This window comes from Microbacterium sp. NPDC079356, assembly GCF_049545465.1.
GTDB lineage: Bacteria > Actinomycetota > Actinomycetes > Actinomycetales > Microbacteriaceae > Microbacterium > Microbacterium gawkjiense.
Map to the genome: position 1 here is coordinate 199,086 of NZ_JBMWDN010000001.1, position 25,188 is coordinate 224,273.

At 71.2% G+C, this 25,188-nt stretch carries 27 protein-coding genes and 1 tRNA gene; 14 read left to right on the plus strand and 14 right to left on the minus strand.

Annotated features, from left to right (window positions below):
- The first annotated feature begins 19 nt into the window (after positions 1-19).
- Complete coding sequence (locus tag ACPEH0_RS00960; RefSeq protein WP_366213260.1) at positions 20-1,414, plus strand: NAD(P)/FAD-dependent oxidoreductase; 1,395 nt, start codon at positions 20-22, stop codon at positions 1,412-1,414.
- A gap of 77 nt (positions 1,415-1,491) precedes the next feature.
- A tRNA-Leu gene (locus ACPEH0_RS00965) sits at positions 1,492-1,564 on the plus strand.
- A gap of 11 nt (positions 1,565-1,575) precedes the next feature.
- On the opposite strand, the gene ACPEH0_RS00970 is transcribed toward ACPEH0_RS00965, so the two are convergent.
- Positions 1,576-2,385 carry a hypothetical protein gene (locus ACPEH0_RS00970; protein ID WP_366213258.1) on the minus strand — a complete coding sequence of 270 codons (810 nt, stop codon included), beginning with the start codon at positions 2,383-2,385 and terminating at the stop codon, positions 1,576-1,578.
- Between the two features lie 112 nt (positions 2,386-2,497).
- Between ACPEH0_RS00970 and ACPEH0_RS00975 the strand changes: the two genes are divergently transcribed.
- The 3 genes from ACPEH0_RS00975 to ilvA are packed head-to-tail and all read left to right on the plus strand — an operon-like array spanning position 2,498 to position 5,536.
- On the plus strand, positions 2,498-3,064 hold the full coding sequence (locus ACPEH0_RS00975) for a LemA family protein (protein WP_064001751.1): 567 nt from the start codon (positions 2,498-2,500) through the stop codon (positions 3,062-3,064).
- A 40-nt stretch (positions 3,065-3,104) separates the two neighbouring features.
- Entirely contained in the window at positions 3,105-4,292 is a 1,188-nt protein-coding gene (locus ACPEH0_RS00980; protein ID WP_064001752.1) for an AI-2E family transporter, read from the plus strand.
- Positions 4,289-5,536, plus strand: a complete 1,248-nt coding sequence (gene ilvA, locus ACPEH0_RS00985) for a threonine ammonia-lyase (protein ID WP_217530360.1) — start codon at positions 4,289-4,291, stop codon at positions 5,534-5,536. Before ACPEH0_RS00980 ends, ilvA begins: the two co-directional genes overlap by 4 nt.
- A gap of 36 nt (positions 5,537-5,572) precedes the next feature.
- On the opposite strand, the gene greA is transcribed toward ilvA, so the two are convergent.
- Both greA and ACPEH0_RS00995 read right to left on the minus strand, forming a co-directional pair.
- Complete coding sequence (gene greA, locus ACPEH0_RS00990) at positions 5,573-6,052, minus strand: transcription elongation factor GreA (protein WP_064001754.1); 480 nt, start codon at positions 6,050-6,052, stop codon at positions 5,573-5,575.
- A gap of 71 nt (positions 6,053-6,123) precedes the next feature.
- Positions 6,124-6,528 (minus strand): DUF4307 domain-containing protein, encoded by a 405-nt coding sequence (locus tag ACPEH0_RS00995; RefSeq protein WP_366213257.1) that lies wholly within the window; start codon positions 6,526-6,528, stop codon positions 6,124-6,126.
- A 60-nt stretch (positions 6,529-6,588) separates the two neighbouring features.
- On the opposite strand from ACPEH0_RS00995, the gene ACPEH0_RS01000 reads away from it, so the two are divergent.
- Positions 6,589-6,876: a hypothetical protein gene (locus ACPEH0_RS01000; protein WP_064001756.1), complete on the plus strand. Its 288-nt coding sequence runs from the start codon at positions 6,589-6,591 to the stop codon at positions 6,874-6,876.
- Here ACPEH0_RS01000 and trhA read toward each other — a convergent pair.
- The gene (gene trhA / locus ACPEH0_RS01005; RefSeq protein WP_253034047.1) at positions 6,848-7,552 is read right to left on the minus strand and encodes a PAQR family membrane homeostasis protein TrhA; all 705 of its coding nucleotides are present in this window, start codon (positions 7,550-7,552) and stop codon (positions 6,848-6,850) included. The genes ACPEH0_RS01000 and trhA overlap by 29 nt on opposite strands.
- 119 nt (positions 7,553-7,671) lie before the next feature.
- Between trhA and ACPEH0_RS01010 the strand changes: the two genes are divergently transcribed.
- The 3 genes from ACPEH0_RS01010 to ACPEH0_RS01020 all read left to right on the plus strand — a co-directional run bounded on the left by ACPEH0_RS01010 (position 7,672) and on the right by ACPEH0_RS01020 (position 11,173).
- Positions 7,672-8,457: an isoprenyl transferase gene (locus ACPEH0_RS01010; RefSeq protein ID WP_366213256.1), complete on the plus strand. Its 786-nt coding sequence runs from the start codon at positions 7,672-7,674 to the stop codon at positions 8,455-8,457.
- A gap of 34 nt (positions 8,458-8,491) precedes the next feature.
- The gene (locus ACPEH0_RS01015) at positions 8,492-9,640 is read left to right on the plus strand and encodes an aminotransferase class V-fold PLP-dependent enzyme (protein WP_366213255.1); all 1,149 of its coding nucleotides are present in this window, start codon (positions 8,492-8,494) and stop codon (positions 9,638-9,640) included.
- Positions 9,641-9,817: 177 nt separating this feature from the next.
- Positions 9,818-11,173 carry a PhoH family protein gene (locus ACPEH0_RS01020; protein WP_366213254.1) on the plus strand — a complete coding sequence of 452 codons (1,356 nt, stop codon included), beginning with the start codon at positions 9,818-9,820 and terminating at the stop codon, positions 11,171-11,173.
- 60 nt (positions 11,174-11,233) lie between these two features.
- Here the strand turns inward: ACPEH0_RS01020 and ACPEH0_RS01025 are convergent, their stop codons facing one another.
- From ACPEH0_RS01025 to xseA, 7 genes are read right to left on the minus strand one after another with little or no spacing between them, the layout of a single operon-like run.
- On the minus strand, positions 11,234-11,890 hold the full coding sequence (locus ACPEH0_RS01025; RefSeq protein WP_366213253.1) for a response regulator transcription factor: 657 nt from the start codon (positions 11,888-11,890) through the stop codon (positions 11,234-11,236).
- Complete coding sequence (locus ACPEH0_RS01030; protein WP_366213252.1) at positions 11,887-12,867, minus strand: sensor histidine kinase; 981 nt, start codon at positions 12,865-12,867, stop codon at positions 11,887-11,889. Before ACPEH0_RS01030 ends, ACPEH0_RS01025 begins: the two co-directional genes overlap by 4 nt.
- Before the next feature lie 10 nt (positions 12,868-12,877).
- Positions 12,878-14,275, minus strand: coding sequence for a class II fumarate hydratase (locus ACPEH0_RS01035; protein ID WP_359917352.1), 1,398 nt, complete (start codon positions 14,273-14,275; stop codon positions 12,878-12,880).
- 47 nt (positions 14,276-14,322) lie between these two features.
- The gene (locus ACPEH0_RS01040) at positions 14,323-14,922 is read right to left on the minus strand and encodes a carbonic anhydrase (RefSeq protein ID WP_217530567.1); all 600 of its coding nucleotides are present in this window, start codon (positions 14,920-14,922) and stop codon (positions 14,323-14,325) included.
- Positions 14,923-14,954: 32 nt separating this feature from the next.
- The gene (locus ACPEH0_RS01045; protein WP_217530344.1) at positions 14,955-15,578 is read right to left on the minus strand and encodes a DUF4245 domain-containing protein; all 624 of its coding nucleotides are present in this window, start codon (positions 15,576-15,578) and stop codon (positions 14,955-14,957) included.
- Positions 15,578-15,799 carry an exodeoxyribonuclease VII small subunit gene (locus ACPEH0_RS01050; RefSeq protein ID WP_064001765.1) on the minus strand — a complete coding sequence of 74 codons (222 nt, stop codon included), beginning with the start codon at positions 15,797-15,799 and terminating at the stop codon, positions 15,578-15,580. The genes ACPEH0_RS01045 and ACPEH0_RS01050 overlap by 1 nt, the downstream gene beginning before the upstream one ends.
- Positions 15,800-15,809: 10 nt before the next feature.
- On the minus strand, positions 15,810-17,105 hold the full coding sequence (xseA, locus tag ACPEH0_RS01055) for an exodeoxyribonuclease VII large subunit (RefSeq protein WP_217530342.1): 1,296 nt from the start codon (positions 17,103-17,105) through the stop codon (positions 15,810-15,812).
- An 85-nt stretch (positions 17,106-17,190) separates the two neighbouring features.
- On the opposite strand from xseA, the gene ACPEH0_RS01060 reads away from it, so the two are divergent.
- From ACPEH0_RS01060 to ACPEH0_RS01070, 3 genes are all read left to right on the plus strand, one after another.
- On the plus strand, positions 17,191-18,225 hold the full coding sequence (locus ACPEH0_RS01060; RefSeq protein ID WP_217530565.1) for a 4-hydroxy-3-methylbut-2-enyl diphosphate reductase: 1,035 nt from the start codon (positions 17,191-17,193) through the stop codon (positions 18,223-18,225).
- Positions 18,222-18,746: a DUF6264 family protein gene (locus tag ACPEH0_RS01065; RefSeq protein ID WP_366213250.1), complete on the plus strand. Its 525-nt coding sequence runs from the start codon at positions 18,222-18,224 to the stop codon at positions 18,744-18,746. Before ACPEH0_RS01060 ends, ACPEH0_RS01065 begins: the two co-directional genes overlap by 4 nt.
- 63 nt (positions 18,747-18,809) lie before the next feature.
- Positions 18,810-20,549, plus strand: a complete 1,740-nt coding sequence (locus tag ACPEH0_RS01070; RefSeq protein WP_366213249.1) for a peptidoglycan DD-metalloendopeptidase family protein — start codon at positions 18,810-18,812, stop codon at positions 20,547-20,549.
- Between the two features lie 61 nt (positions 20,550-20,610).
- On the opposite strand, the gene fbaA is transcribed toward ACPEH0_RS01070, so the two are convergent.
- Entirely contained in the window at positions 20,611-21,642 is a 1,032-nt protein-coding gene (gene fbaA, locus ACPEH0_RS01075; protein WP_217530338.1) for a class II fructose-bisphosphate aldolase, read from the minus strand.
- Positions 21,643-21,831: 189 nt separating this feature from the next.
- Between fbaA and glpX the strand changes: the two genes are divergently transcribed.
- Entirely contained in the window at positions 21,832-22,821 is a 990-nt protein-coding gene (glpX, locus tag ACPEH0_RS01080; protein ID WP_217530336.1) for a class II fructose-bisphosphatase, read from the plus strand.
- A 133-nt stretch (positions 22,822-22,954) separates the two neighbouring features.
- Complete coding sequence (locus tag ACPEH0_RS01085) at positions 22,955-23,236, plus strand: hypothetical protein (RefSeq protein ID WP_253033996.1); 282 nt, start codon at positions 22,955-22,957, stop codon at positions 23,234-23,236.
- 4 nt (positions 23,237-23,240) lie between these two features.
- On the opposite strand, the gene ACPEH0_RS01090 is transcribed toward ACPEH0_RS01085, so the two are convergent.
- Together ACPEH0_RS01090 and ACPEH0_RS01095 are read right to left on the minus strand one after the other, a co-directional pair.
- A complete protein-coding gene (locus ACPEH0_RS01090; RefSeq protein ID WP_366213248.1) occupies positions 23,241-24,533 on the minus strand; it encodes a DNA recombination protein RmuC in 1,293 nt (430 codons plus the stop codon).
- Positions 24,534-24,560: 27 nt separating this feature from the next.
- Positions 24,561-25,151: a 3'-5' exonuclease gene (locus tag ACPEH0_RS01095; RefSeq protein ID WP_217530330.1), complete on the minus strand. Its 591-nt coding sequence runs from the start codon at positions 25,149-25,151 to the stop codon at positions 24,561-24,563.
- Positions 25,152-25,188: the final 37 nt, after the last annotated feature.

Genomic DNA, 25,188 nt, shown 5'->3' on the forward strand with positions numbered 1-25,188 from the left:
TCCGACTGTGACTACCACTGTGCCCAAGATCCTGGTCGTCGGAGGCGGCTACGCCGGTTTCTACACCGCGTGGAAGCTCGAGAAGCACCTCCGCAAGGGCGAGGCCGAGGTCACGATCGTCGACCCGCTTCCGTACATGACGTACCAGCCGTTCCTCCCCGAGGTCGCGGCGGGCGGCATCGAGGCCCGTCACGTCGTGGTCGGTCTGCGTCGCCACCTGAAGCGCACGCGCATCGTCATCGCCAAGGTCACCGGCATCGACCACGCCAGCAAGACGGCGACGATCACGCCCGAGGTCGGCGAGCCGTGGCAGGAGCAGTACGACCAGATCGTCGTGACCGCGGGCGCCGTCTCGCGCACCTTCCCGATCCCCGGCATCGCCGAGAACGCGATCGGCCTGAAGACGATCGAAGAGGCCGTCGCGATCCGCGACCGCATCCTCACGAACTTCGACCGGGCGGCCAACCTGCCTCCCGGGCGCGAGCGCGACCGTCTGCTCACCGTGGTCGTCGTCGGTGGCGGCTTCGCGGGCATCGAGGTGCTCGCCGAGACGCGCGCCTTCGCGAGCGCGCTGCTGAAGGACTACCCGACGATCTCGTTCGAGGAGACGCACTTCCACCTCATCGAGGCGATGGGGCGCATCATGCCCGAGGTGTCGCTCAAGACGAGCGAGTGGGTTCTCAAGGACCTCGCCAAGCGCGGCGCCCACGTCCACCTCGACACCCAGGTCAAGGGCGCCGTCGACGGAAACGTCGAGCTCTCGACGGGCCAGGTCATCCCGACCGATGTGATCATCTGGACCGCCGGTGTCATGGCGAACCCCACCGTCGTCCGCGGCAGCGACCTGCCCGTCGAGGAGCGGGGCCGTCTGCGCACGCGCGCCGACCTGCGGGTGGGCACGCCCGAGGAGGTCGTCGAGGGCGCCTGGGCCGCCGGGGACGTCTCCGCCGTCCCGGACCTCTCCGGCGGCGGTGTCGGCGGGTTCTGCGTCCCCAACGCCCAGCACGCGGTCCGTCAGGGCAAGCTGCTCGCCAAGAACATCGTGGCCGTCCTGCGCGGCGAGGAGCCGAAGGAGTACTTCCACAAGAACCTCGGCGCCGTCGCGGGCCTGGGTCTCTACAACGGTGTCTTCCAGTCCGGCAAGATCGCCATCAAGGGCTTCTTCGCCTGGATCGCGCACCGCGGGTACCACGGTCTCGCCATGCCGACCTTCGAGCGCAAGTTCCGCGTCGTCGGCGACTGGTGGCAGAACTTCTGGCTCGGCCGCGACAACGTCTCGATGGAGACGCTGCAGAACCCCCGGTACGTCTTCGAGGAGTTCGCCGCGCGGCCGCGTCCGGCCGCCCCCGAGACCTCCGCGATCGACCCGAAGACGGTCGCCGCGGAGAAGACCGGCAAGGTCGCCGCGAGCTGACCGACAGCGTTCCCGCGACCCCCGTTCCGGCCTCGGCCGGCGGGGGTCGCGTCGTGTCGGGGATACGCTGACGGGAGGCCCCCGTAGCCCAATGGCAGAGGCAGGCGACTTAAAATCGCTTCAGTCTGGGTTCGAGTCCCAGCGGGGGCACGGCCATCCGGTCAGCGCGGCAGGATGCTGGGCGGGTCCGCATCCCGCCATCGTTCGATGGTCTGCGCCGTCCAGTACACGGCGAACGCGCCCAGGGCGACCGCTTCGCCGATCAGCACGCCCATCGTGTCCGGGTTCGCGATCGCCGCGCCGACCGTCGTGACGAGGGCCGCCGCGATGACGACGGACACCGCGAGGTAGACGCGGCGATACCCCGCCGCAGGGGGATCCTCGCCGAAGGACGTCACCCAGGGGATCGCCGCGAACATCGCGAAGAAGCAGACCGTCGCGACCAGGTGAAGGTTGATCCCACCGGGAAACGGGAACACAGCCGCAGGGCCCGGGGCGAATGCGAGGGTCGCGAGAGCGATGACGACCGCGGACGCGGTGCCCCCGATGATCGCCACCCGTCGCCAGGCCAGGTCCCCGCGTGCCGCCAGGACGATGCCCAGGGCGACGAGGATCGTCACCATCGTCAGGTACACGCCGACCCCGTTCCGGACGGTGGGCAGGACCTCCGACGGGACGGACGGCTCACCGCGGTAGCCGGTGGGGACGATGGCGATCAGCGGAGCGAACACGGCGGCGATGTCGAGGAGCATAGACTCCGTGTCGCGGCCAGAGAGGACCAGCAGGGCGACGCCGGCGGCGGTCAGCGCGCCGACGAAGACGCCGCCCGCGGGGGAGTAGTAGTAGTCGCTGATGGACGGGAGGGGCCGCCAGCCGCTCTGCGCCAGTTCGATGAGGACGGATGCCGCCAGGGCCACGACGATGCCGACGAGGGCGAGTCGGAGGTACCGATGCGTGCGCAGACCCGTCACCCCACCGACACTACAAGTCGCACCCCGTGTGCAACGCCTGGGAAGTACGGCCGGGCGCCCGCATCCACCGGGTCGGCCTCGTTAGGATGATCAGGCTATCGATCGGAGACTCATGGAAATCCTCATCCCGGTCCTCGTCGTCGTCGCCCTCCTCGTCATCGTCGGCGTCTACCTCTGGGCCACCTACAACTCGCTCGTCGCCCTGAACGTGCGGGTCGATGAGGCGTGGAGCGACATCACGGTGCAGCTCAAGCGGCGCGCGGACCTCCTGCCCAACCTGATCGAGACCGTCAAGGGCTACGCGGCGCACGAGAAGGCGGTCTTCGAGAACGTCACTCAGGCACGTGCAGAGACCCTGACCGCGACCACCCCCGCCGATGCGGGCGTCGCCGAAGGCCACATGCAGCAGGCGCTGAAGTCGCTGTTCGCCGTCGCCGAGGCCTACCCGCAGCTCCAAGCGAGCCAGAACTTCCTGCAGCTGCAGCAGGCCGTGGTCGACACCGAGGACAAGATCCAGGCGTCCCGCCGGTTCTACAACGGCGGCGTCCGCGAGCTGAACACGAAGATCAAGGTCTTCCCGAACAACCTCTTCGCCCGACGGCTCGGATTCGGCGAGCGGGAGTTCTTCGAAGTGGTCGACGGTGCGGCGATCGCCGAGCCGCCGCGGATCCAGTTCTGACGCGCCGCGTCGCCCGGGGCGCACGTCCTAGGATGGCCCAGTGAGCGGCACCGACGACAAGCACCGGAACGGGTTCTTCGACGCGCTCCGCGCGCGCACCGTCTCCACCGAGGTGTCCCAGACGGTTCCGCGGGGTCTCAAGATCGCGACCGCCTACGCCTGGCGTTTCCTCGTCCTCGCCGCGGCGATCGCGGTGCTCGTGTGGATCGTCATCCAGCTGCGCCTGCTCATCATCCCGCTGCTGGCGGCGATCCTCATCACAGCCCTCGTGTGGCCGTTGTTCTCGTGGCTGCTGCAGCGGCGGTTGCCGCGCTGGCTGGCCCTCATCCTGACCCTGCTGCTGACCATCGCCGTCGTCGTCGGGTTGCTGTGGATCGCCATCTGGCAGATCACGCAGGATGCCGCCTCCGTCCGAGACCGCACCGTCCAGGGCATCGCGCAGTTCCGCGACTACCTCATCGAGGGGCCGCTGCACCTGACCGGCGGCCAGATCGACGACGCCGTCCGGCAGGCGTTCGGCATCCTGCAGGAGCAGGCCCAACTCCTGCTCTCGGGCGCCCTGGCGATCGGCTCCACGCTCGGTCATGTGGCCACCGGCATCCTGCTGACCCTGTTCATCCTGATCTGCACGCTCGCCGACGGCGGCGGGATCTGGCGGTGGACGGTGCGCCTCTTCCCGGTGCGCGCACGCTCCGCTGTGGACGGAGCCGGCCGGGCCGGCTGGCGCACCGTCATCACCTACGCGCGGACGCAGCTGCTGGTGGCCACCATCGACGCCATCGGCATCGGCGTCGGTGCCGCGCTCCTCGGGGTGCCGCTGGCGGCCCCCATCGGCGTACTCGTCTTCCTGGGCGCCTTCGTGCCGTTCGTCGGCGCCGTCCTGACGGGCGCCCTGGCCGTGTTCCTCGCCCTGGTCTACAACGGACCCTGGATCGCCCTGTGGATGCTCGTCATCGTCCTCGGCGTGCAGCAGCTGGAAGGCCACGTCCTGCAGCCGCTGCTCATGGGCTCGGCGGTCAAGGTGCACCCGCTCGCGGTCGTGCTCGCCGTCGCCGGCGGGGCGATGGTCGCGGGGATCGCCGGCGCGGTGTTCGCCGTGCCGCTGGCCGCCTTCGTCAACGTCGTCTGGCTCTACCTCTCGCGGCGCGGGTGGGAGCAACCGGTGGACCCCGGCCCCGACGACCTCATCTGGAGCACCGTGCCGCGACGCAGGAGGATGACCGCGTGACCGATCAGGCGAAGATCGCCGCCCCGACCCTGGCCGAGTTCGAGACCGCCGCGACCGAGCTCGCCGGCGTCGTCTCGCGGACGCCCGTCGAGGACTCGGAGTTCCTCTCGGGCGTGCTGGGCGCGCCCGTGCACCTCAAGCTCGAGAACCTGCAGCGCACCGGGTCGTTCAAGATCCGCGGGGCGACCTACCGGCTGTCGCGCCTGACGGCGGAGGAGCGCTCGCGCGGCGTCGTCGCGGCCTCAGCGGGCAACCACGCGCAGGGTGTCGCACTCGGTGCGCAGACCCTCGGCATCCCCGCGACGATCTTCATGCCGCTCGGCGTGCCCGTCCCGAAGCTCCTCGCCACGCGGGGGTACGGCGCCGACGTCATCCTCGAGGGCGCGACGGTCGAGACCCCGCTCCGCCTCGCGCAGGAGTTCGCCGAGCGTACCGGTGCGGTCTTCATCCCGCCCTACGACAACCACGACATCATCATCGGCCAGGGCACCCTCGGGCTCGAGCTCATGGACGAGATCCCGGGCCTGGAGACCATCGTCGTCGGCATCGGCGGCGGGGGACTGGCGGCGGGAGTCGCCGCCGCCGCGAAGGCCCGCGCCGCGGCGGAGGGCCGCACGATCCGCATCATCGGCGTGCAGGCCGAGAACTCCGCGGGCTACCCCGGCTCGCTCATCGCCGGTCACCCGATCGACGCGGAGCGCACCTCGCCGACCATCGCCGACGGCATCGCGGTCAAGCGGCCCGGCGCGATCCCGTTCGACATCATCCGCGACCTCATCGACGAGGTCGTCACCGTCAGCGACGACGACATCGCGCGGGCGATCCTCGTGCTCATCGAACGCGCGAAGCAGGTCGTCGAGCCCGCCGGCGCCGTGGGCGTCGCCGCGATCCTCACCGGCAAGGTGACCGCGTCGGGTCCCACCGCGGCGATCCTCTCGGGCGGCAACATCGACCCGCTGCTGCTGCAGCGCGTCGTCGCGCACGGGCTCGCGGCATCCGGACGCTACATGACGCTGCAGATCCCGCTGCCCGACCGTCCCGGTCAGCTGGCGCGGGTGTCGGAGCTGCTGTCGGTGGTCGGGGCGAACGTCATCGAGGTCCTGCACACCCGCCACGGACAGGGGCTGCAGATCAGCGAGGTCATCCTGCAGCTGAGCGTCGAGACGCGCGGCGAGGAGCACCGCGCGCAGGTCCTCGCGATCCTGCAGGACGCCGGCTACGCCCCGACGGTCGTCCCCAACTGAGCGTGCCGGCGCACCCGGGTCATCGACCTGCCCGCGTCACTGACCCGAGTAGGTCTCGACCTTGACGACCTCGACCGTGATCTCGCGCCCGTTGGGAGCGGTGTAGCTCGTCTTCTCGCCTTCGCGCAGGCCCATGATGGCCTCGCCCAGGGGGGAGGCCTCGCTGTAGACGTCGAGCTCGCTGTTCGCGCCGATCTCGCGGTTGCCGAGCAGGAACACCTCTTCGCCGCCAGCGACGATCGCGGTGACGACGGTGCCCGACTGCACGGTGCCGTCGGACTCGGGGGCGACGCCGACCTTGGCGTCCTTCAGCAGCTGCTGGAGGGTCCGGATGCGGGCCTCCTGCTTGCCCTGCTCGTCCTTGGCCGCGTGGTAGCCGCCGTTCTCCTTGAGGTCGCCCTCTTCGCGGGCGGCCTCGATGCGCTTGGCGATCTCCTCGCGGCCCGTCGTCGAGAGCTCCTCGAGCTCGGCGGCGAGGCGGTCGTAGGCCTCCTGGGTCAGGAACGTCTCGGACACGTGATCTCCCGGTGCGGTCGATGGGTAAGCCAAACGCCCCGGCAAGTCACCGGGGCGCGAGAGCCTTCAGCTTAGATGATCCAGCAGGAGCGGACAAAACCCGTGGTGGGGCGCGCGGTGGTCGGGATCCGCTCCGTGATGATGCGGGAGTGATCCTCGGATGCCGGGATCTCCACGACCGAGAAGCCGACGATCCCGTGCTCGGCGTCCTGGGCCTCCAGCGAGCAGGCGACCGCCGTGCCGGGATTCACGGTCACCTGCACACGGACCTCGACGGTGCGGTCGTCGACGAGGGTGAAGCCCGTCGTGTCGGCGTCGACGGAGTTGACGGCGTTCGAGACGGTCGTCCACCCCAGCAGCCCCGTCGCGGCGACGGCGATGACCCCGATGACCACCCAGGTCCACCGACGCGACGCCGCGGAACGCGTGCGGCCGTACCGATCCGCCAGCTTGCGGTCGACGTCGGTCAGGGTCATGCGGCATCCGTTCTAGGCTGGGATTCCAGGCTATTCGCTCTGGCTGAGAAATGAGGTCACATGCCGGATCTGCGATGGCTCGCCGTCTCGCCGAGTCCCACCCCGACGACGCCCCCGCCGGAGGCGGTGACCCCCGGTGTCGCCGGGTTCATCGCGATCGCGATCGTGGCCGTGGTCATCGTGCTCCTCGCGATCGACATGCTCCGCCGCATCCGTCGTGCGCAGTACCGCTCCGACGTCAACGAGATGCTCGACGCGGAGGAAGCGGCCGCACGCGGCGAGGGCCCCGGGGACGACCCCGGCGCCGCGCCGGGCGACGTCAGCCCGGAAGACCCAGCGAAGGGCTGAGGGGCTCCAGCGAGATCAACAGGCACGCGCTCCAGTGGCACAGGAACGCGAGCACCGTGCAGACGTGGAAGATCTCGTGGAACCCGAAGTGCCCCGGCCACGGGTTCGGGCGCTTCATCGCGTACACGACCGCGCCGCCGGTGTAGAGCAGGCCACCGACGATCACGAGCACCATCATCGCCACGCTCGCCCGCAGCAGGTCGCCGAGGTACATGACGGCGGCCCAGCCGAGCAGCAGGTAGAGGGCGACGTAGAGCCAGCGGGGCGCGTGGATCCAGAACACCCGGAAGAGGATGCCGAGAAGGGCACCCGACCACACCAGGACGAGCAGCAGCGTGCCCTGCCCGGGGGCGAGGGCGAGCGTCGCGATCGGCGTGTACGTGCCCGCGATCAGCAGCAGGATGTTCGCGTGGTCGATGCGCTTGAGGACGACTTTGGTCCGCGGCCCCCAGTCGAACCGGTGGTACAGCGCCGAATTGCCGAACAGCAGAAGCGACGTGACCATGAACACGGCCGCCGCCCACTTCGCCGGAGCCCCCTGTGCGAGCGCGATCAGGACCACGCCCGCGGCGATCGCGACGGGGAAGGTTCCGGCGTGGATCCAGCCGCGCCAGGTCGGTCGGACCTCCACCCGGGCATCGACCGCACCGGCTTCGAGGAGGGGGAGCTGAGGCATCTCGGCGCCGCCGTCGGCATCGTGTCGGGTCACGCGACGAGCCTACGCTCGCCGCCATGCGCGAGGCTGAGGACGCGCCCCTGCTCACCGCGATCGGCGGGCCGGAGTAGCGTAGCCGTGTGACCCGCGCCTCCTCGACTCAAGGACGGGGTCTGCTGTACCGCCTGTACAGCTCGAGGCTGCGTCGGGAGATCGACGCGGGCACCGTGCCGCATCACGTCGCGATGATGATCGACGGCAACCGTCGGTGGGCGCGTCAGCTCGGGTACACCACCGTCTCGCACGGCCATCGCGCGGGCGCCGCCAAGATGCACGAGTTCCTCCGCTGGTGCGACGAGCTCGGCATCCAGGTCGTGTCGCTGTACCTGCTCTCCACCGACAACCTCGTCAAACGGGATTCGCAGGAGCTCACCGATCTGATCGAGATCATCGCGGACCTCGCCGAGACGCTCTCGCACGAGCCGGGCTGGCGGGTCAAGCACGTCGGACGCGCCGAGGTGCTGCCGCCCGTACTGGCGGACGGTCTCCGGATGGCGGAGGATCGCACCCGCGAGAACACCGGCCTGCACGTCAACCTCGCCGTCGGGTACGGCGGGCGCGGCGAGATCGTGGATGCCGTCCGCAGCATCATCTCGAAGCATCAGGAGAAGGGCGGCTCCCTCGAGGAGCTCGCCGAGAGCCTGACACCCGAACAGATCGGCGAGCACCTCTACACCGGCGGGCAGCCCGATCCCGATCTCGTCATCCGGACCTCCGGCGAGCAGCGGCTCAGCGACTTCCTGCTCTGGCAGTCGGCGCACAGCGAGTTCTACTTCGTCGAAGCCCTGGGGCCCGACCTCCGCGAGGTCGACTTCCTGCGCGCGATCCGCGACTTCGGCGACCGCGATCGGCGCTTCGGCAGCTGAGGCGCACCCCCGGCATCCGTGGGAAAATCGGTCGGTGAGCGATCTCGAGTCCTACCTGTCCGGTTTCGACGTCGAACCCGGCTACCTCAACTGGGCCTCCTTCGGGCCCCTGTCGACCGCGGTCCGGCAGGAAGCGCGTGCCGACGAGGAGGCTTCGGCCACCGGCCGTCCCTCCGGCATCGACCTCGTCGCCGGCCACGTCGATGAGGCCCGCGCGCTCGTGGCCGAGGTGCTCGCGGCGGACGTCGATGAGGTCACCCTCGCGCCGTCCACGACGGACGCCCTGTTCCATGCGCTGTTCGGCCTGTCGGGGACGGTCGTCCTCTCGCCGAACGAGTACCCGTCGATCCCCGTCGCGGCCCGCCGCGCCGCCGACATCCGGGGCGCCCTCACGGTCCGCGAGCTCGATCCCGCGATCGCGAGCGTGACCCCCGACGCCGTGCGCGAGGCGCTCACCGACGAGGTCACGGCGGTGGCCGTCAGCCTCGTCGACTACCGGACCGGCTACCTCGCCGACCTGCCCGCTCTGAGGGAGGTCGTGGGCGACCGACTGCTCATCGTCGACGCGATCCAGGGGTTCGGCGTCGTCGACGTCGACTGGGCGGCGGCCGACGTCGTCGCAGGGCACGGGTACAAGTGGGTCCGCGCCGGCCGCGGGACGGGCTTCGCGCGGTTCTCGGCCCGCGCCCGGGAGCGCATCGTGCCGGTGCTCGCGGGTGTCGCCGGCACCGACGCGGAACTCGGCGACCTCGAGGTGGGTCCGCCCAGGGCGGACGCCGCCGCGTACGCGGTCTCGCGTCCGGACCCGCAGGCCGCGGGTCGCCTGAGCGCCGCCCTGCGCGAGATGACGGAGGCCGGCATCCCGGCCGTCGCGGGGCTCGTCGCCGAGAACGCGCGACGGGTCACGGCGATCGCGGACGCCCACGGCATCCCGGTCCTCACCGATCGCGACCGGCACGCCGGGATCGTGGCGTGGGCCCCCGAGCCGGGGCGCGCGGGGGTCATCGCCGCCGAGCTCGCCAACGCGGGTGTCATCGCGACCGTGCGGGACGGGCTCATCCGGGTCTCCCCGCACGCCGGCACCTCCGACGCCGCCTTCGACCTCCTCGAGGGCGCTCTCGCCGCCTCCCAGTCGGGTCCGATCGTCTCCCCGCCCGCCGCCGTGCTGCCGCTCCTCGACTGACACGGAGAGTTCACGCATCCGACACATCCGGCGGCGTGTCGCGGCGCCGCCGTGCCGCTCGGGGCGCCTACGTTCATCCCAACGGGCAAAGCGCCTGTTCGAGTCGGCCTCTCACGACTCGTGACCCAGGTCGACTCGTGACTGCCGGGTGGGTTCCACCCGGGGCGGGAGTGGGTTGTGGCCACACGAGCACCTGAGAAGCAGCAGCACCAGGACGGGACCGCGGACGCGGCCCCGGACCAGGATCTCCGCACGTACGTGCTGGACACCTCCGTCCTGCTGAGCGATCCGCGCGCGCTGTTCCGCTTCGCTGAGCATTCCGTCGTGCTGCCGGTCGTCGTCGTCACGGAGCTCGAGCGCAAGCGTCACGATCCCGAGATCGGCTACTTCGCCCGCCAGGCCCTCCGCCACCTCGACGAGCTGCGGGTCGAACACGGCCGACTCGACTTCCCCGTGCCGGTCGGCGCCGGCGGGACGCTCCGCGTGGAGCTCACGAACACCGACCCCACCGTCCTCCCCGCGGGGATGCGGCTGGGCGACAACGACACCCGCATCCTCTCCGTCGCGATGCACCTGAGCCAGGAGGGTCAGGCGGTCACGGTCGTCTCGAAGGACCTCCCGATGCGGGTGAAGGCCGCCTCGCTCGGTCTGCACGCCGAGGAGTACCTGGCCGAACAGGCCGTCGACTCGGGATGGACCGGTATCGCCTCGATCGACCTGTCGGGCGACGAGGTCAGCGACCTCTACGACAGCGAGGTGGGTGTCAGCGAGGACGTGCGCGGGCTCCCCGTCAACACCGGTCTCGTCATCCACTCCGAGCGCGGCTCCGCCCTCGGCCGGGTCACCGGCGACGGTTCCTACCGCCTCGTTCGGGGGGATCGCGACGTCTTCGGCCTGCACGGGCGTTCCGCCGAGCAGCGCATCGCCATCGACCTCCTGCTCGACCCGGAGGTCGGCATCGTCTCGCTGGGCGGCCGAGCCGGCACCGGCAAGTCGGCGCTCGCCCTGTGCGCGGGACTGGAGTCGGTGCTCGAGAAGCAGCAGCAGAAGAAGATCATCGTCTTCCGACCGCTGTTCGCGGTGGGCGGTCAGGAGCTCGGTTACCTGCCCGGCGACCAGCAGGAGAAGATGAACCCGTGGGGGCAGGCGGTCTTCGACACCCTCGGGTCCGTCGTCACCGGCAACGTCCTCGAGGAGGTCGTGGCGCGGGGGATGCTCGAGGTCATGCCGCTCACGCACATCCGCGGTCGGTCGCTCCACGAGGCGTTCGTCATCGTCGACGAGGCCCAGTCGCTCGAGCGCAACGTCCTGCTGACGGTCCTCAGCCGCATCGGCCAGAACTCGCGCGTCGTCCTCACCCACGACGTGGGGCAGCGCGACAACCTGCGGGTCGGCCGCCACGACGGCATCGCGTCGGTCATCGAGACCCTCAAGGGCCACGACCTGTTCGGCCACGTGACCCTCGTGCGGTCGGAGCGCTCGGCGATCGCCGCACTCGTCACCGACCTGTTGGAGGCCGACGAGCTGAGCTGACCCCGCCCGTACCGGCGACGCCCCCGACCGATCGGCCGGGGGCGTCGCCGTGTCCGTCGCTCACTCCCAGCGGTATCCCTCGCCGCGGACCGTCACGATGTGGTCGGCGCCGAGCTTCGCACGGAGGTAGCGCACGTAGACGTCGACGACGTTCGAACCCGGGTCGAAGTCGAGACCCCAGACACGGCTCAGCAGCACCTCGCGCGTGAGGACGTCGCCGGGGTTGCGCAGGAACTGCTCGGCGAGGGCGAACTCGCGGGACGACAGCTCGATGTCCCGTCCGTCGACGGTGGCGCGACGGCCGAGGATGTCGAGCGTCACGCCGCCGCGCGTCAGGGTGGTCGGCGCGCTCGCGGCGCTGTCGCGCAGGCGCGAGCGGACGCGCGCCATGAGCTCGGCGACCGCGAACGGCTTGGGGACGTAGTCGCTGGCCCCGGCATCCAACCCCTCGATCGTGTCGCTCGTGCCGCTGCGGGCCGTCAGCATGATCACCGGTGTCGTGTCGCCCGAGCCGCGCAGCTCGCGGAGGACGTCGAAACCGTCCATCGTCGGCAGCCCGACGTCGAGGACGATGAGGTCGACCTCGCCCGCCAGCGCGATCTCGAGGGCTTCGGGGCCGTCGTCGGCTCCCACGGCCTCGTAGCCCTCGGCGTGCACGGCGCGCGAGACGAGCGAGACGATGTGCGGTTCGTCGTCGACGATCAGGATGCGGGTCATTCAGTGGCCTCTCGCTGCAGGAGGACGTCGCCGGCGCGGATCGGGGACGGCAGGGCGCCCCGGGTGCCGGTCGGGATCTCCAGGGTGAACGTAGCACCGCCGCCGGGGGTGTCCGCCACGGCGCAGTGCCCGCTGTGCGCCTTCGCGATCGCATCGACGATCGCGAGTCCCAGTCCGGAACCGCCGACGTGGCGCTTGCCGGTGCCGCGGTCGAAGCGGCGGAAGATGCGGTGACGGACGGCCGGGGGGATGCCGGGGCCGTGATCGCGCACCCAGAGCTGCGCGCCGCCGGCGTGAACGGCGCTGCCGATCTCGATCGCGGTGCCGGCGGGGGAGTACTTGGTCGCGTTGTCGGCCAGCTGCAGCCATGCCTGCAGCAGGCGGTCGCCGTCGGCGCGGATGACCCCGTCCGCGCTCTGCTCGACGCGCCACGCGTGATCGCCGATGACCCCGACCATCTCGAAGACCCGCTGCGTGAGGGCGGCCAGGTCGACGTCCCCCGTCGACACCTGCCCGCCCTCGACCGCGGCCAGCACGTCGATGTCGCCGATGAGGCGTGTCATGCGGTCCAGCTCCGCCATCCCGAGGGAGCGGATCGCCTCGACGTCGTCGGGGTCGGCGGCATCCATCATCTCGAGGTGACCGCGCACGATCGTGATGGGCGTCTTCAGCTCGTGACGCACGTCGTCCAGCAGGCGTCGCTGATTCTCGAACGCACCCTCGACCGTGTCACCCGAGGGGAGGGATGCCGCGCCCCGCCGTTCGAGCACGGCCCACCCCACGACGCCCACGCCCGCGAGGGCGGGGACGGCGGTCGCGCCCCACACGAGCGCGGTCCAGCCGGCTGCCTGCGGGGCGGTGAGCAGGACGACGACGAACGCCGCCGCACCCACGCCGACGAGGCCCGCCGCGGCGACCGCGAGAAGGATCCCGAGTCCCGGCGTGCCCCGTCGCGGTGGTGCGGCGGCGCTGTTCACGCTCCGATTATCAACCAGGGTGGGTCATCGAGAGGAGGTCGAGCTTCTCGTCGAGCTGCTGCTCGGTGAGCTCGCCCCGTTCGACGTACCCGAGCTCGATCACCGCGTCGCGCACCGTGATCCCCTTGGCGACCGAGTGCTTCGCGATCTTCGCGGCAGCCTCGTAGCCGATGAGCTTGTTGAGCGGGGTCACGATCGACGGCGACATGCCGGCGTAGGCCGCTGCGCGCTCCTCGTTCGCCACGAGACCCGACACGGTCTTGTCGGCGAGGACCCGCATCGCGTTGGAGAGCAGTCGGATCGACTCGAGCAGGGCCGTGCCCATGACGGGGATCGCGACGTTCAGTTCGAAGGACCCGGATGCCCCGGCCCAGGCGACCGTCGCATCGTTGCCGATGACGCGGGCGGCGACCATGAGGGTCGCCTCCGGGACGACCGGGTTGACCTTGCCCGGCATGATCGACGAGCCCGGCTGCAGGTCGGGGATGTGGAGCTCGCCGAGACCGGTGTTCGGCCCCGATCCCATCCAGCGGATGTCGTTGTTGATCTTCGTCAGCGAGACGGCGATGGTGCGCAGGGCACCCGAGGCCTCGACGAGCCCGTCGCGGTTGGCCTGCGCCTCGAAGTGGTCCTTCGCCTCGGTGATCGGCAGTTCGGTCTCGGCCGCGAGTAGCGCGATGACCTTCTGCGGGAACCCGAGGGGCGTGTTGATGCCGGTGCCGACGGCGGTGCCGCCGAGCGGGACCTCGCCGACGCGGGGGAGGACCGACTGCACGCGCTCGATGCCGAGACGCATCTGACGCGCGTACCCGCCGAACTCCTGGCCGAGCGTGACCGGGGTGGCGTCCATCAGGTGGGTGCGGCCGCTCTTGACGACGCTCTTCCACGTCTCGGCCTTCTCCTCGAGCGCCACGGCCAGGTGGTCGAGGGCGGGGATGAGGTCGTCGATCAGCGCCTGCGTGACGGCGATGTGGACCGACGTGGGGAACACGTCGTTCGACGACTGCGAGGCGTTGACGTGGTCGTTGGGGTGAACGGGCGCGCCGAGCTTGCGGGTCGCGAGGGTCGCGAGCACCTCGTTCATGTTCATGTTCGAGGAGGTGCCCGAGCCGGTCTGGTAGGTGTCCACCGGGAAGTGCTCGTCGTACGCGCCGGTGACGACCTCGTCCGCCGCCCAGGCGATCGCGTCGGCGATGGCGCCATCGAGGGTGCCGAGCTCCTTGTTGGCAAGCGCGGCCGCCTTCTTGATGCGCGCCAGGGCCGCGATCTGCGTCGACTCGAGGCCGGAGCCCGAGATCGGGAAGTTCTCCACCGCGCGCTGGGTCTGCGCCGCGTAGAGCGCGTCCTTCGGAACACGCACCTCGCCCATCGTGTCGTGCTCGATGCGGTACTCGGTCGGCTCAGTCATGGTCGTTCACGTCCTCGTTTCAGTGACTGTCGTGCAGGGTGGGGAGCTCAGGCGACGTCGCCCACGACGACGTCGGGGATCGCCGTGCCGTCGGCGAGGCGGTAGTTGGCGCCGACGATCGCGACGCGACCCTCCGCGACGGCCTCGCTGATGAGCTCGGACGAGCGCAGGATGCCGGCGACGGTGTCGCGGAGGTGCTCGCGGCCGACCTCTTCGGCATCCACCGTCTGCGCCGTGGCGCCCTCGTGGGCGGTGAGCACGCGTCGGACGGCCGGGACGATGGGGGCCACCTGTCGCCAGATGTTCGCGGGCAGGGCGGGCGCATCCACCGCGGTCGAGTCGATGGCCGCGCGCACGGCGCCGCACTCGTCGTGGCCGAGGACGACGATGAGCGGGACGTTCAGCACGGCGACGGCGTACTCGAGGCTGCCGACGACCGAGTCGGAGACGACCTGGCCGGCGTTGCGGATGACGAACAGGTCGCCGAGGCCCTCGTCGAAGATGATCTCGGCGGCCAGTCGCGAGTCGGAGCAGCCGAACAGGGCAGCGGTCGGACGCTGCGCGTGTGCGAGTTCGTGACGGCGTTCGGCGTCCTGCCGGGGATGCCGCGGCTCACCGGCGACGAATCTCCGGTTGCCCTCCAGCATGGCCGTCCAGACGTCTGCGGGGGTCGTCGTGCTCAACGGAGCTCCTCTCTCAGGGTGCGGATCTGGTCGCCCAGGCTCGCGGCGACGGTCTCGGCGGCGCCGCGGTCCGTGGAGGCGGCCAGGCCGATGACGACGGTGTCGGTGCCCGCCGTGGTGGCGAGGGCGTAGTCGATGGTGTCGACGGCGCTGGGGAGGTCGTAGACGTCCCACTCGATGCCGTCGATCGTGGTCGTCCCGGTCGGGGCGTAGCCGCCCAGCTCCCGCGAGACCCAGCCCTCCGGCGGGGCGAAGGCCTGCGTCACCTCGACGTAGCCGGTCGACGGCGCGTAGACGACGCGCCATTCGCCGCCCTCGACCTTCGCGGAGTTCACGCGCCACTCGTCGGGCGCGCTGGGGACGATCACACCGTGCCCGGCGGTCCGCTCCGCCTCTGCGGCGGCGACGGGGACGTCGGCCTCGGGGATGTCGGCGGGGGTGCCGCGGGGGACCCCGAGGTAGACGACGGCCATGATGCCGACGCACACGATGAGCGCGGCGATGAGGTTGCGGAAGGTCTTGCTCGAGCGGTAGCGCTCGGAGGCCGCGGCTTTGCGCGCGGCGGTCTCCTCCGGCGTCTCGGGTCGGCCGAGCTCGGCGACGATGCGGGGCCGGGCCATCAGGGCGCCGTTCCGCCGTCGGGACGCGCCTCGTCGAGGCGTCGCTTCGCGCCGAGCAGCCATTCCTCGCAGCGCGCGGCGAGGGCCTCGCCGCGGGTCCAGAGGGCGAGCGACTCCTCGAGGGTGGGGGAGCCTTGCTCCAGCTGTGCGACCACCTGCACGAGTTCGTCGCGGGCCTGCTCGAAGGAGAGGGTCGACACATCCCCGGCGTCGGTCGTCATGGCCTCCATCCTAGTTCGCGGGTGACGGGCCTTCCGCCCCGGCCTCCGGCACCTCGCCGGACGAGCGCGCCGCGAAGGAGCCGCGACCGACGGTGACGACGACGTCCGTGCCGACGGGGGCCTGCGCGGCGTCGCGGACGATGGCGCCGCCCGGCAGGTGCGCGATCGCGTACCCGCGGTCGAGGGTCGCACCGGGGGAGAGGGCGCGCAGCGACGCCCGCAGCTCCGCCGTCGTGCGGGCCGCGGCATCCCATCGCCGTCGCATGACGTCACGCCCGCGCGACGACAGCGCCACGACCTCCTGGGCTCGACCGGTGAGCATCGACTCCGGGTCGCGCAGCACGGGACGCGAGCGCAGCTGAGCGAGCGCCGCGATGTCGTGCGACACGCGCTGGGTCAGGCGTGTGCGGGCGCGGCTGCGCAGCTGCTGCACGAGCGCGCGCTGCTCGGACACGTCTGGCACGACGCGCTTGGCCGCGTCGGTCGGGGTCGACGCACGCAGGTCGGCGACCTCGTCGAGGAGCGGATGGTCGTTCTCGTGCCCGATCGCCGAGACGACGGGGGTGGATGCCGCGGCCACCGCGCGGACCAGGCGCTCATCGCTGAACCCCAGCAGCGACTGCGGGTCGCCGCCGCCGCGGGCGATGATGATGACGTCGACCTCGGGATCGGCGTCGAGGGTGCGGAGGGCGGCGAGGGTCTCGGGGACGCAGCGGTCGCCCTGGACGGCGGCGTACACGGTGCGGAAGACGACGTGCGGCCAGCGCAGCTCGGCGTTGCGGTGCACGTCCTTCTCGGCGTCGCTGCGCTCGCCCGTGATCAGTCCGATCACGTGGGGGAGGAAGGGGAGGGGCTTCTTGCGTGCGGGATCGAACAGTCCCTCGGCCCGGAGCGTGGCGCGGAGGCGTTCGAGCCGCTCGAGCTGGTCGCCGAGGCCAGTGTGGCGCATCGACGAGACCGTGAAGGTGAAATCCCCGGTCTTCGTGAAGTAGTCCGCCTTGACGCAGGCGATCACGCGGTCGCCGATCTTCAGGTCGTCGGGGGTGCGCTGCAGCGTCGAGGACCACATCCGGAACGAGAGCATGCCGTCGCCGGCGGCATCCTTCAGGCGTCCGAAGACGTGACCGCCCCGCAGGTTCCAGGCCGTGATCTCGCCCTCGACCCAGACCGACCCCCACTTCTGGACGAAGTCGCGGATGGTCTCGTTCAGTCGGGAGACCGAGGTCGGCGTGTCGGGGGAGGAGTCCCGCGGGTGCACGGCGTCCGGCGGCGGGACGGCGCCCGGCTCGGTCTGGAAAGTCGTCACGGACACCCATCTTGCTGCACACGTCCCCCACCCAGCCGGGGCTTCGTACAATCGAGGGGTGACCTCACCTGCCGTTTCGCTGCCGATGCCCCGAATCCCGGGGGCCCGCGGGCGGCTCGTCGACCTCCCCGTCCAGGGCTCCAAGCGCGTCCTCCTCGCCGCTCCGCGCGGCTACTGCGCGGGCGTGGACCGCGCCGTCATCGCGGTGGAGAAGGCGCTCGAGCGCTACGGCGCGCCCGTCTACGTGCGCAAGCAGATCGTCCACAACATCCACGTCGTGACCGAGCTCGAGTCGATGGGCGCGATCTTCGTCGACGAGGTCGACGAGGTCCCGGAGGGCGCGCACGTCGTCTTCAGCGCGCACGGCGTCTCGCCCGCGGTCGTGAACGCCGCCGCCGACCGCGGACTGCAGGCCATCGACGCGACCTGCCCGCTCGTCACCAAGGTGCACCGCGAGGCCGTGCGGTTCGCACGCGACGACTTCGAGATCCTCCTCATCGGGCACGACGGTCACGAAGAGGTCGAGGGGACCGCCGGTGAGGCGCCCGACCACGTCACCGTCGTCAACTCGCCCGAAGAGGCCGACACCGTCGAGGTCAAGGACCCCGACAAGGTCGTATGGCTCTCGCAGACGACGCTGTCGGTCGACGAGACGATGGACACCGTCCGCCGCCTCCGCGAGCGGTTCCCCAACCTCCAGGACCCGCCCTCCGACGACATCTGCTACGCGACGCAGAACCGTCAGGTCGCGATCAAGAAGGTCGCGAAGGATGCCGACCTCGTCATCGTCGTGGGCTCGGCCAACTCGTCCAACAGCGTCCGGCTCGTCGAGGTCGCCCTCGAGTACGGGGCGAAGGCGGCGTACCGCGTCGACTACGCCCACGAGATCAAGCAGGAGTGGCTCGACGGCGTCGAGACCGTCGGTGTCACCTCGGGCGCGTCGGTCCCGGAGGTGCTCGTGACCGAGGTCCTCGAGGACCTCGCCGGCGCGGGGTACCGGGATGTCGCCGAGGTGAAGACGGCGGAGGAGGACCTCATGTTCTCGCTGCCGAAGGAACTCCGTCAGGACCGCTCCGGCCGCACCGATGACCGTGCCCTCGGGGGACGGACCCGCCCGTGAGCGACGACCCCCGACCGCGACCGCAGTACGGGGAGTACGCGACGCCCGAGCAGCAGCGCGCCGCGATCCGGCAGCCGGAGCTGGAACCGGCGGCACCCGTCGACCCGCCGCATCCGCCCACCGCGCCGGCGACGACCGTGGCGGCCCGTCCGACGCGGATGGCGGACCGCATCATCACCGTGGCCCTCCTGGCCTACGGCCTCGTGACCGTCATCGGTGCGATCCCCCAACTCGTCGACTTCACGTCGTTCGCGAAGACCTGGATGGAGGTCGCCGGCGTCGACGGCGAGTTCACCAACACGGCGCAGGGTGCCCTGTGGGGCGGGGTCGGCGCGACCGTCTTCGCGGTGGGCTGGGTGCTCACCGCGGGGTTGTCGTGGTGGTCGCTCGCGAAGGGCCGCGTGAGCTGGTGGATCCCGCTCGTCGGCGCCATCGTCACGTTCGTGATCGTGAGCGTCTGCCTCGTGATCCCGATCTTCGGCGACCCGGGCCTCGTGCGGGGCCTCGCGCTCGGTTCCTAGTACCTGGTACTTTTACGGCTGCTGCGGGTGTTCCCTCGCGTGCGTCATCTCGGGAGGGGAATCGTGACCGGCACACCCCGGAGGATCGCCTCCACCGCCGTCGCTCTGGCCGCGACGATCGGTCTGCTTCTGGCCGGCGGGCCCGCCACGGCGGCATCCACTCCCGCAGCGACCCCCGCCGCCGCGACCCCCTCGCCGACCGCCGCGGCGCTGACCGCGGGCACGGTGGCCGTCACCGGAACCCCCGCCGTCGGGGCGAAGCTCACGGCGACCGTCGTCGGGTTCGGCCCCGCTCCCGTCACCGTCGCGTACCAGTGGATGCGCGGGGGAGCCGTGCTTCCCGGCGCCACGGGGGCGACGTACACCCCCGCGGCCGCCGATGCCGGCGCGACGCTGTCGGTCCGCGTGACCGTTGCCAAGACCGGGTACACGTCCCTCGTGCGCACGAGCGCGGGGGTGGTCGTGGCGCGCCTTCTGACGCCGCCGTCCGCCGTCACGATCTCGGGCGCGGGCACCGTCGGCGCCACGCTGACGGCGGCCCCCGGCACCTGGGCTCCCGCGGGGACCGCACTCGCGTATCAGTGGCTCCGCGGCGGCGCCCCGATCGCGGGAGCGACGGCGCGCACGTATCGCCTGGTCGGAGCGGATGCCGGTACCACCGTCGCGGTGCGCGTCACCGGCACGAAGACGGGCTACACCCCGGCCGTTCGCACGTCCGCCGGGATCGGCGTGCTCGCCCCCTTCACGTCGACACCGAAGCCGACCATCACCGGGACGGCCGCAGCGGGCAGGACGCTGACCGTGAGTCCGGGTTCGTGGCGACCGGCGCCCGACCAGCTTCGGGTGCAGTGGCGGGTCGACGGCGGAGCGATCGAGGGCGCCACCGGGACGAGCTGGGAGGTCCCGACGTGGGCCGCCGGCCGCTCGGTCAGCGTCTCGGTGACCGCCGTCAAGAAGAATCATCGGAGCGTCACGACGACCTCGGCGGGCAAAGCCGTGGCCCTCTCGCTCGGGTCCGTGATGACCCCCGGGACGACCCTCCGTCCGGGCGTGCTGCTCACCTCACCCGACGGTCGCTACACGTTCGGGCTGCGCGGCGACGGCAACGTGGCGCTCACGCGTGACTACGCCCTCGTGAGGAGTGCGCGGACGACCGGCACCTTCGACGCCAGCCTCCTCTTCTCGGGCGACGGGGAGCTGCTCCTGCTCGACGAGCGCGGCGTCTCGGTGTGGTCCTCCCAGACCGCCGGGCTCGAGGCGAGGGCCGCGATCCTCGGCAACGACGGGGTGCTCCGGCTCGTCGACGGCGACGGCGACGACGTCTGGACGAGCGCGGCGATGTCCGCCCAGCCCGACGCGACGGCCGCCGGGCCGTCGGTGCCCGGCCGCTACGGGTGGGCGTACCCGCTGCGCCCCTCGGGTACCTTCACGACCTACTCGGGCCACAGCGGCGACGACATCGCCGCGCCCACCGGGACGCCCGTCTACGCGATGCGGGGCGGGACCGTCTCGGTCCGCGAGGTGTGGATCCGGACCGGCTGCCCCTCCTGGGCGTCCAACACCACGAAGCAGAAAGAGGTCGTCGTGACCTCGACGGTCGACGGGATGCGGCTCGAGCAGGTGTACGCCCACCTCAGCGCCTTCTCGGTGAAGACGGGTCAGACCGTCGCCGCCGGACAGCGGATCGGGTCCGTCGGTTCCACGGGGTGTTCGACCGGCCCCCACCTGCACACCGCCTTCACCGTCGACGGGGTGCGCTACGCCCTGTACCCGCGTGACGTCCTGGGCACCGCCCGGTACTGAGCCCGGCGACACGAAACCCCGGTCCGTGCGGACCGGGGTTTCGTCGTGGGGGCCGCTCTGCTCAGACGCCGAGCGACTTGCCGGCCGAGCCGAGCTGCTGCGTCGCGGCGACGACACGCTCGGCCATCGCGGACTCGGCGACCTTGCCCCAGGCGCGCGGGTCGTACAGCTTCTTGTTGCCGACCTCGCCGTCGAGCTTCAGGACGCCCTCGTAGTTCGACAGCATGTAACCGGCGACCGAGCGCGTGAAGGCGTACTGGGTGTCGGTGTCGATGTTCATCTTCACGACGCCGTTGCTCACCGCGAGGGCGATCTCCTCGTCGGACGAGCCGCTGCCGCCGTGGAAGACGAGGTCGAGCGGCTTCGGGCCGGTGCCGAAGTGCGCGGCGATGCCCTCCTGGATCTCGCCCAGGAGCTCGGGGCGGAGCTTCACGCCGCCCGGCTTGTACACGCCGTGGACGTTGCCGAAGGTCAGCGCCGAGATGTAGCGGCCGTTCTCGCCGAGGCCGAGCGCCTCGACGGCCTTCGTCACGTCGGCGACGGTCGTGTACAGGGCGTCGTTCGAGCCCTCGTGCGCGACACCGTCCTCCTCGCCGCCGACGACGCCGACCTCGATCTCGAGGATGGCGTTGATGTTCTTCATGCGCGGGAGCAGGTCCTGCGCGATCTGGATGTTCTCGTCCAGCGGCACGGCCGATCCGTCCCACATGTGCGACTGGAAGATCGGGTTGCGTCCGGCCTTGACCTCGGCCTCGGAGGCCTCGATGAGGGGGAGGACGAAGCCGGGGAGGGCGTCCTTCGGGCAGTGGTCGGTGTGGAGGGCGACGGTGATCGGGTAGTTCTTCGCGACCTCGGTGACGTACTTGGCGAAGGCCAGGGCGCCGGTGGCGCGGCCCTTGACCGTGTGGCCGGCGAAGTAGTCGGCACCGCCGGTGGTGACCTGGAGGATGCCGTCGGAGCCGGCCTCGGTCAGGCCCTGGAGGACCGCGTTGATGGTCTGCGAGCTCGAGACGTTGATCGCGGGGTAGGCGAATCCGCCTGCCTTCGCGCGATCCAGCATGTCGGCGTACTGGTCAGGGGTGGCGACGGGCATGTGAGCTCCTCGGGAAGGGGTGTGGATTCAGGCCAACTCTATCGAAGGGTCGGCATCCGCTCCGGTTCGGGGTCAGCCTGCGTATCGCGCGGGGCCGGTCTCTTCACCGATGGAAAGATTCGGCATTCCTTCGTGTCCGTCACCACGGAATCCGCGGGGCACGGGGGAGGCCGGGCCTAGGCTGAGCCCATGGTGAGCCTGACTGCCGACATGAGTCCGCTGCATCCCGACCGCAACCTCGCGCTGGAGCTGGTCCGCGCGACCGAGGCTGCCGCGATCCGCTCCGTCCCGTTCATCGGGCGCGGCAAGAAGGAGCTCGCGGACGGCGCGGCCGTCGACGCCATGCGCGCCTTCCTCACGACGGTGAACTTCGACGGCGTCATCGTCATCGGCGAGGGCGAGAAGGACAACGCCCCCATGCTCTTCAACGGCGAGCGTGTCGGCACCGGGCGCGGACCGCAGTGCGACATCGCCGTCGACCCCATCGACGGCACAACGCTCACCGCAGAGGGGCGCAACAACGCCCTGTCGGTCATCGCCGTGGCCGATCGCGGAGCGATGCTCGACGCCTCGACGGTCTTCTACATGGACAAGATCGTGACCGGCCCCGCCGGCGTCGGGGTGGTCGACATCCGTCTGCCGATCGCCGAGAACATCCGCCGCCTCGCGAAGGCGCTCGACAAGCCCGTCGACGAACTCGTCGTCTCGGTCTTGAACCGGCCGCGCCACGCGAAGCTCATCGAGGAGATCCGCGAGGCCGGCGCCGGCACGCGACTGATGAGCGACGGCGACGTCGCCGGCGGCATCAACGCCGCGCGGCACAACGCCCGCACCGACATGTGCGTCGGCATCGGCGGCAGCCCGGAAGGCATCGTGACGGCGTGCGCGATCAAGGCGCTCGGGGGTCACATCCAGGGACGGCTGTGGGCGCGCGACGACGACGAGAAGCAGCGGGGCATCGATGCGGGACTCCGGCTCGACGACCACGTGTACGAAGCGGACGACCTCGTCCGCGGGAACAACACCCTCTTCGTCGCGACCGGTGTCACCAACGGCGAACTGGTCGCGGGGGTGCGTCGGGTGGGCGACTTCGTCTACACCGAGAGCGTGGTCCTGCGGGGGGCCTCGGGCACGCTTCGGCGGATCTCCTCGGAGCACCTCACCTCGAAGTGGCTGTGATCCGGTCGGTCGCCGAGACCTCGTAGCGGACACGCGCGCTGAGCGTCAACCCAGGACCCGGCACGACCCCTCTGGCACAATGGTCGATGGTGTCAGCTGTCCCCGGCACTCGCCACCGCCCCCAGGAGTTCACATGTCGACCGCATCCAGTGACCCGCGCACGGGCCAGCTCTCGCTCACGGGTCACCTTCCCGTCACGCCGACGGGCCAGATCCCGATCGTGGGTCAGGCGACCGGTGGTGTGCGTCCCGTGACAGCACCGATCGCCGTGGCCGACGACCCGGCGCGCCGTCCCGACGTCCTCCTGCGCCGTCGCATGCCTCCCGGGCACGAAGTGAACGCGTGGTGGCTCATCGGCGCGTTCCTCGCCGTGTCCATCGGCGTCGTAGGTCTCATGACCTTCTTCCCCTCCTGAGCGCTCAGTCGCTCGCGAGGCGTCCGCGCAGCTCGCCGAGATCGGCCGCCTGCTCTCGATCCTCGAGCAGTTCGGGAGCCGTGAGTCGGCGGGTCGTCGACTCGATCGTGGTCGGCGACGGCAGCTCCTCGAGCTGCGTGTCGTCGATCCCCGGGAACCGTCGGGCGCTCACCAGGACGCGGGTCTCGAGGGACCCGGCGAACCGGTTGTAGCTGTCGACGGTGCGCTCGATCGCGCGCCGGAGGTCGTCGGCGTGACCGGCGAGCGAGCCGAGCCGGTGGTACAGCTCGTTGCCGAGATCGAACAGCCGGCGCGCCTCGGTGGACACGTCCTGCTGCGTCCACGTGTAGGCGACGGTCTTGAGGACCGCCCACAGGTTCACGGGGGAGGCGAGGGCGACCCGCCGACCGAACGCGTACTCGAGGAGGGCCGGATCCTCCTCCAGGGCGGCGGCGAGCAGGGACTCGCTCGGGATGAAGCAGACGACGAACTCGGGGCTCGACGGCATCCCGGCCCAGTACTTCTTCTTGGCCAGGGCGTCGATGTGGCCGCGCACGGCGGCGACGTGTCGGGCGAGGAGCCGGCTGCGCCGCGCGGCCTCCTCGCCGACGGCGGTCACGGGGATGGCGCTGGCCTCGAGGTAGGCGTCGAACGGCGCCTTGGCGTCGACCGCCAACGCCTTGTCGCCGGGGAGTCGGACGATCATGTCGGGGCGGCCGGCCCCGGCATCCGTGGAGATCGAAGTCTGCGTGTCGAAGTCGACGTAACGCGTGAGACCCGCGGACTCGACGATGCGGCGCAGGTGCGTCTCGCCCCACACACCGCGCGCGCCGTTGGAGCGCAGGGCTCCGGCGAGCGACTCGGTCGTGGCCCGCAGCGCCTCGTCGGACTCCTGGGCGCGGCGCAGCTGCTCGGCCAGCGACCCGAACTGCTCCTGCCGGTCGCGCTCGAGGTGATCGACCTTCTGCTGCATCGCGGCGAGGGTCTCCTGCACGGGGGCGAGTGCGCGCAGCACCGTCTGCTCGCGGCGTTCCCGCTCGTCGCGCGCGGCCTGCTCGGCGTGGATGCGGGCCGTCACGTCGCGGTGGAGCGAACGCTGCTGGTCGAGCTGGACCTGCAGGGCGTCGCGGGCCGCCGCTGCCGCCGATGCCTGCGCGTGGAGGGCGCCGCGCCGTCCGGCCTCACGGGCCGAGACGACGGCGCCCGCGGCGACGGCGCCGGCGATGAGGCAGAGGGCGGCGAGTGCGACGGAGTAGGCGGCATCCATGTCCGTCATGGTGCCCCAGGCCTCCGACATCCGTCGGCGCCGCGCGGGCGAGGGGTCTCAGGCGGCGGTGGCGGGCACGGCGGAGGGGATCTGCGGGATGCGGACGCCCAGGAGCATCGCGAGCTCGACGAGGTCGCCCGCCCCGGCGCGGGCCGCCGCGTCGATGACGATCTGCGCGCACGCGAGCGCGTCGGCGGTGGCGTCGTGGTGGGCGAAGTCGAGGTGGCCGGCGGCCGCCGCGACAAACGGGAGCCGGTACGACGGGAGGTCGTACGTCTTGCGCGCGACGTGCAGGCTGCAGAGGTAGCGGGCCTCCGGTGCGACCTGACCGGTGACCTCGCATGCGGTGCGGAGGACCCGCATGTCGAAGCCGGCGTTGTGGGCGACGAGGATGTCGTCGCCGACGAAATCGAGCAGGCGCGGCAGCTGCTCCGTCCAGGTGGGGGCCGTCACGACGTCGGACTCGCGGATCCCGTGGATGCCGACGTTGACCTCGAAGAAGCGGTCGTGGCCGGCCGGGGGGCGGATCAGCCAGCCCTCCGAGGCGACAACGCGACCGCCCCGGACCCGGGCCACTCCCACGGCGCACGCCGAGGCGTTGGAGGGATTCGCCGTCTCGAAGTCGATCGCGGTGAAGTCCAAGGGCATGCCCTCACCTTCGCCGCCGGGAGGCCCGCCCCGGCGG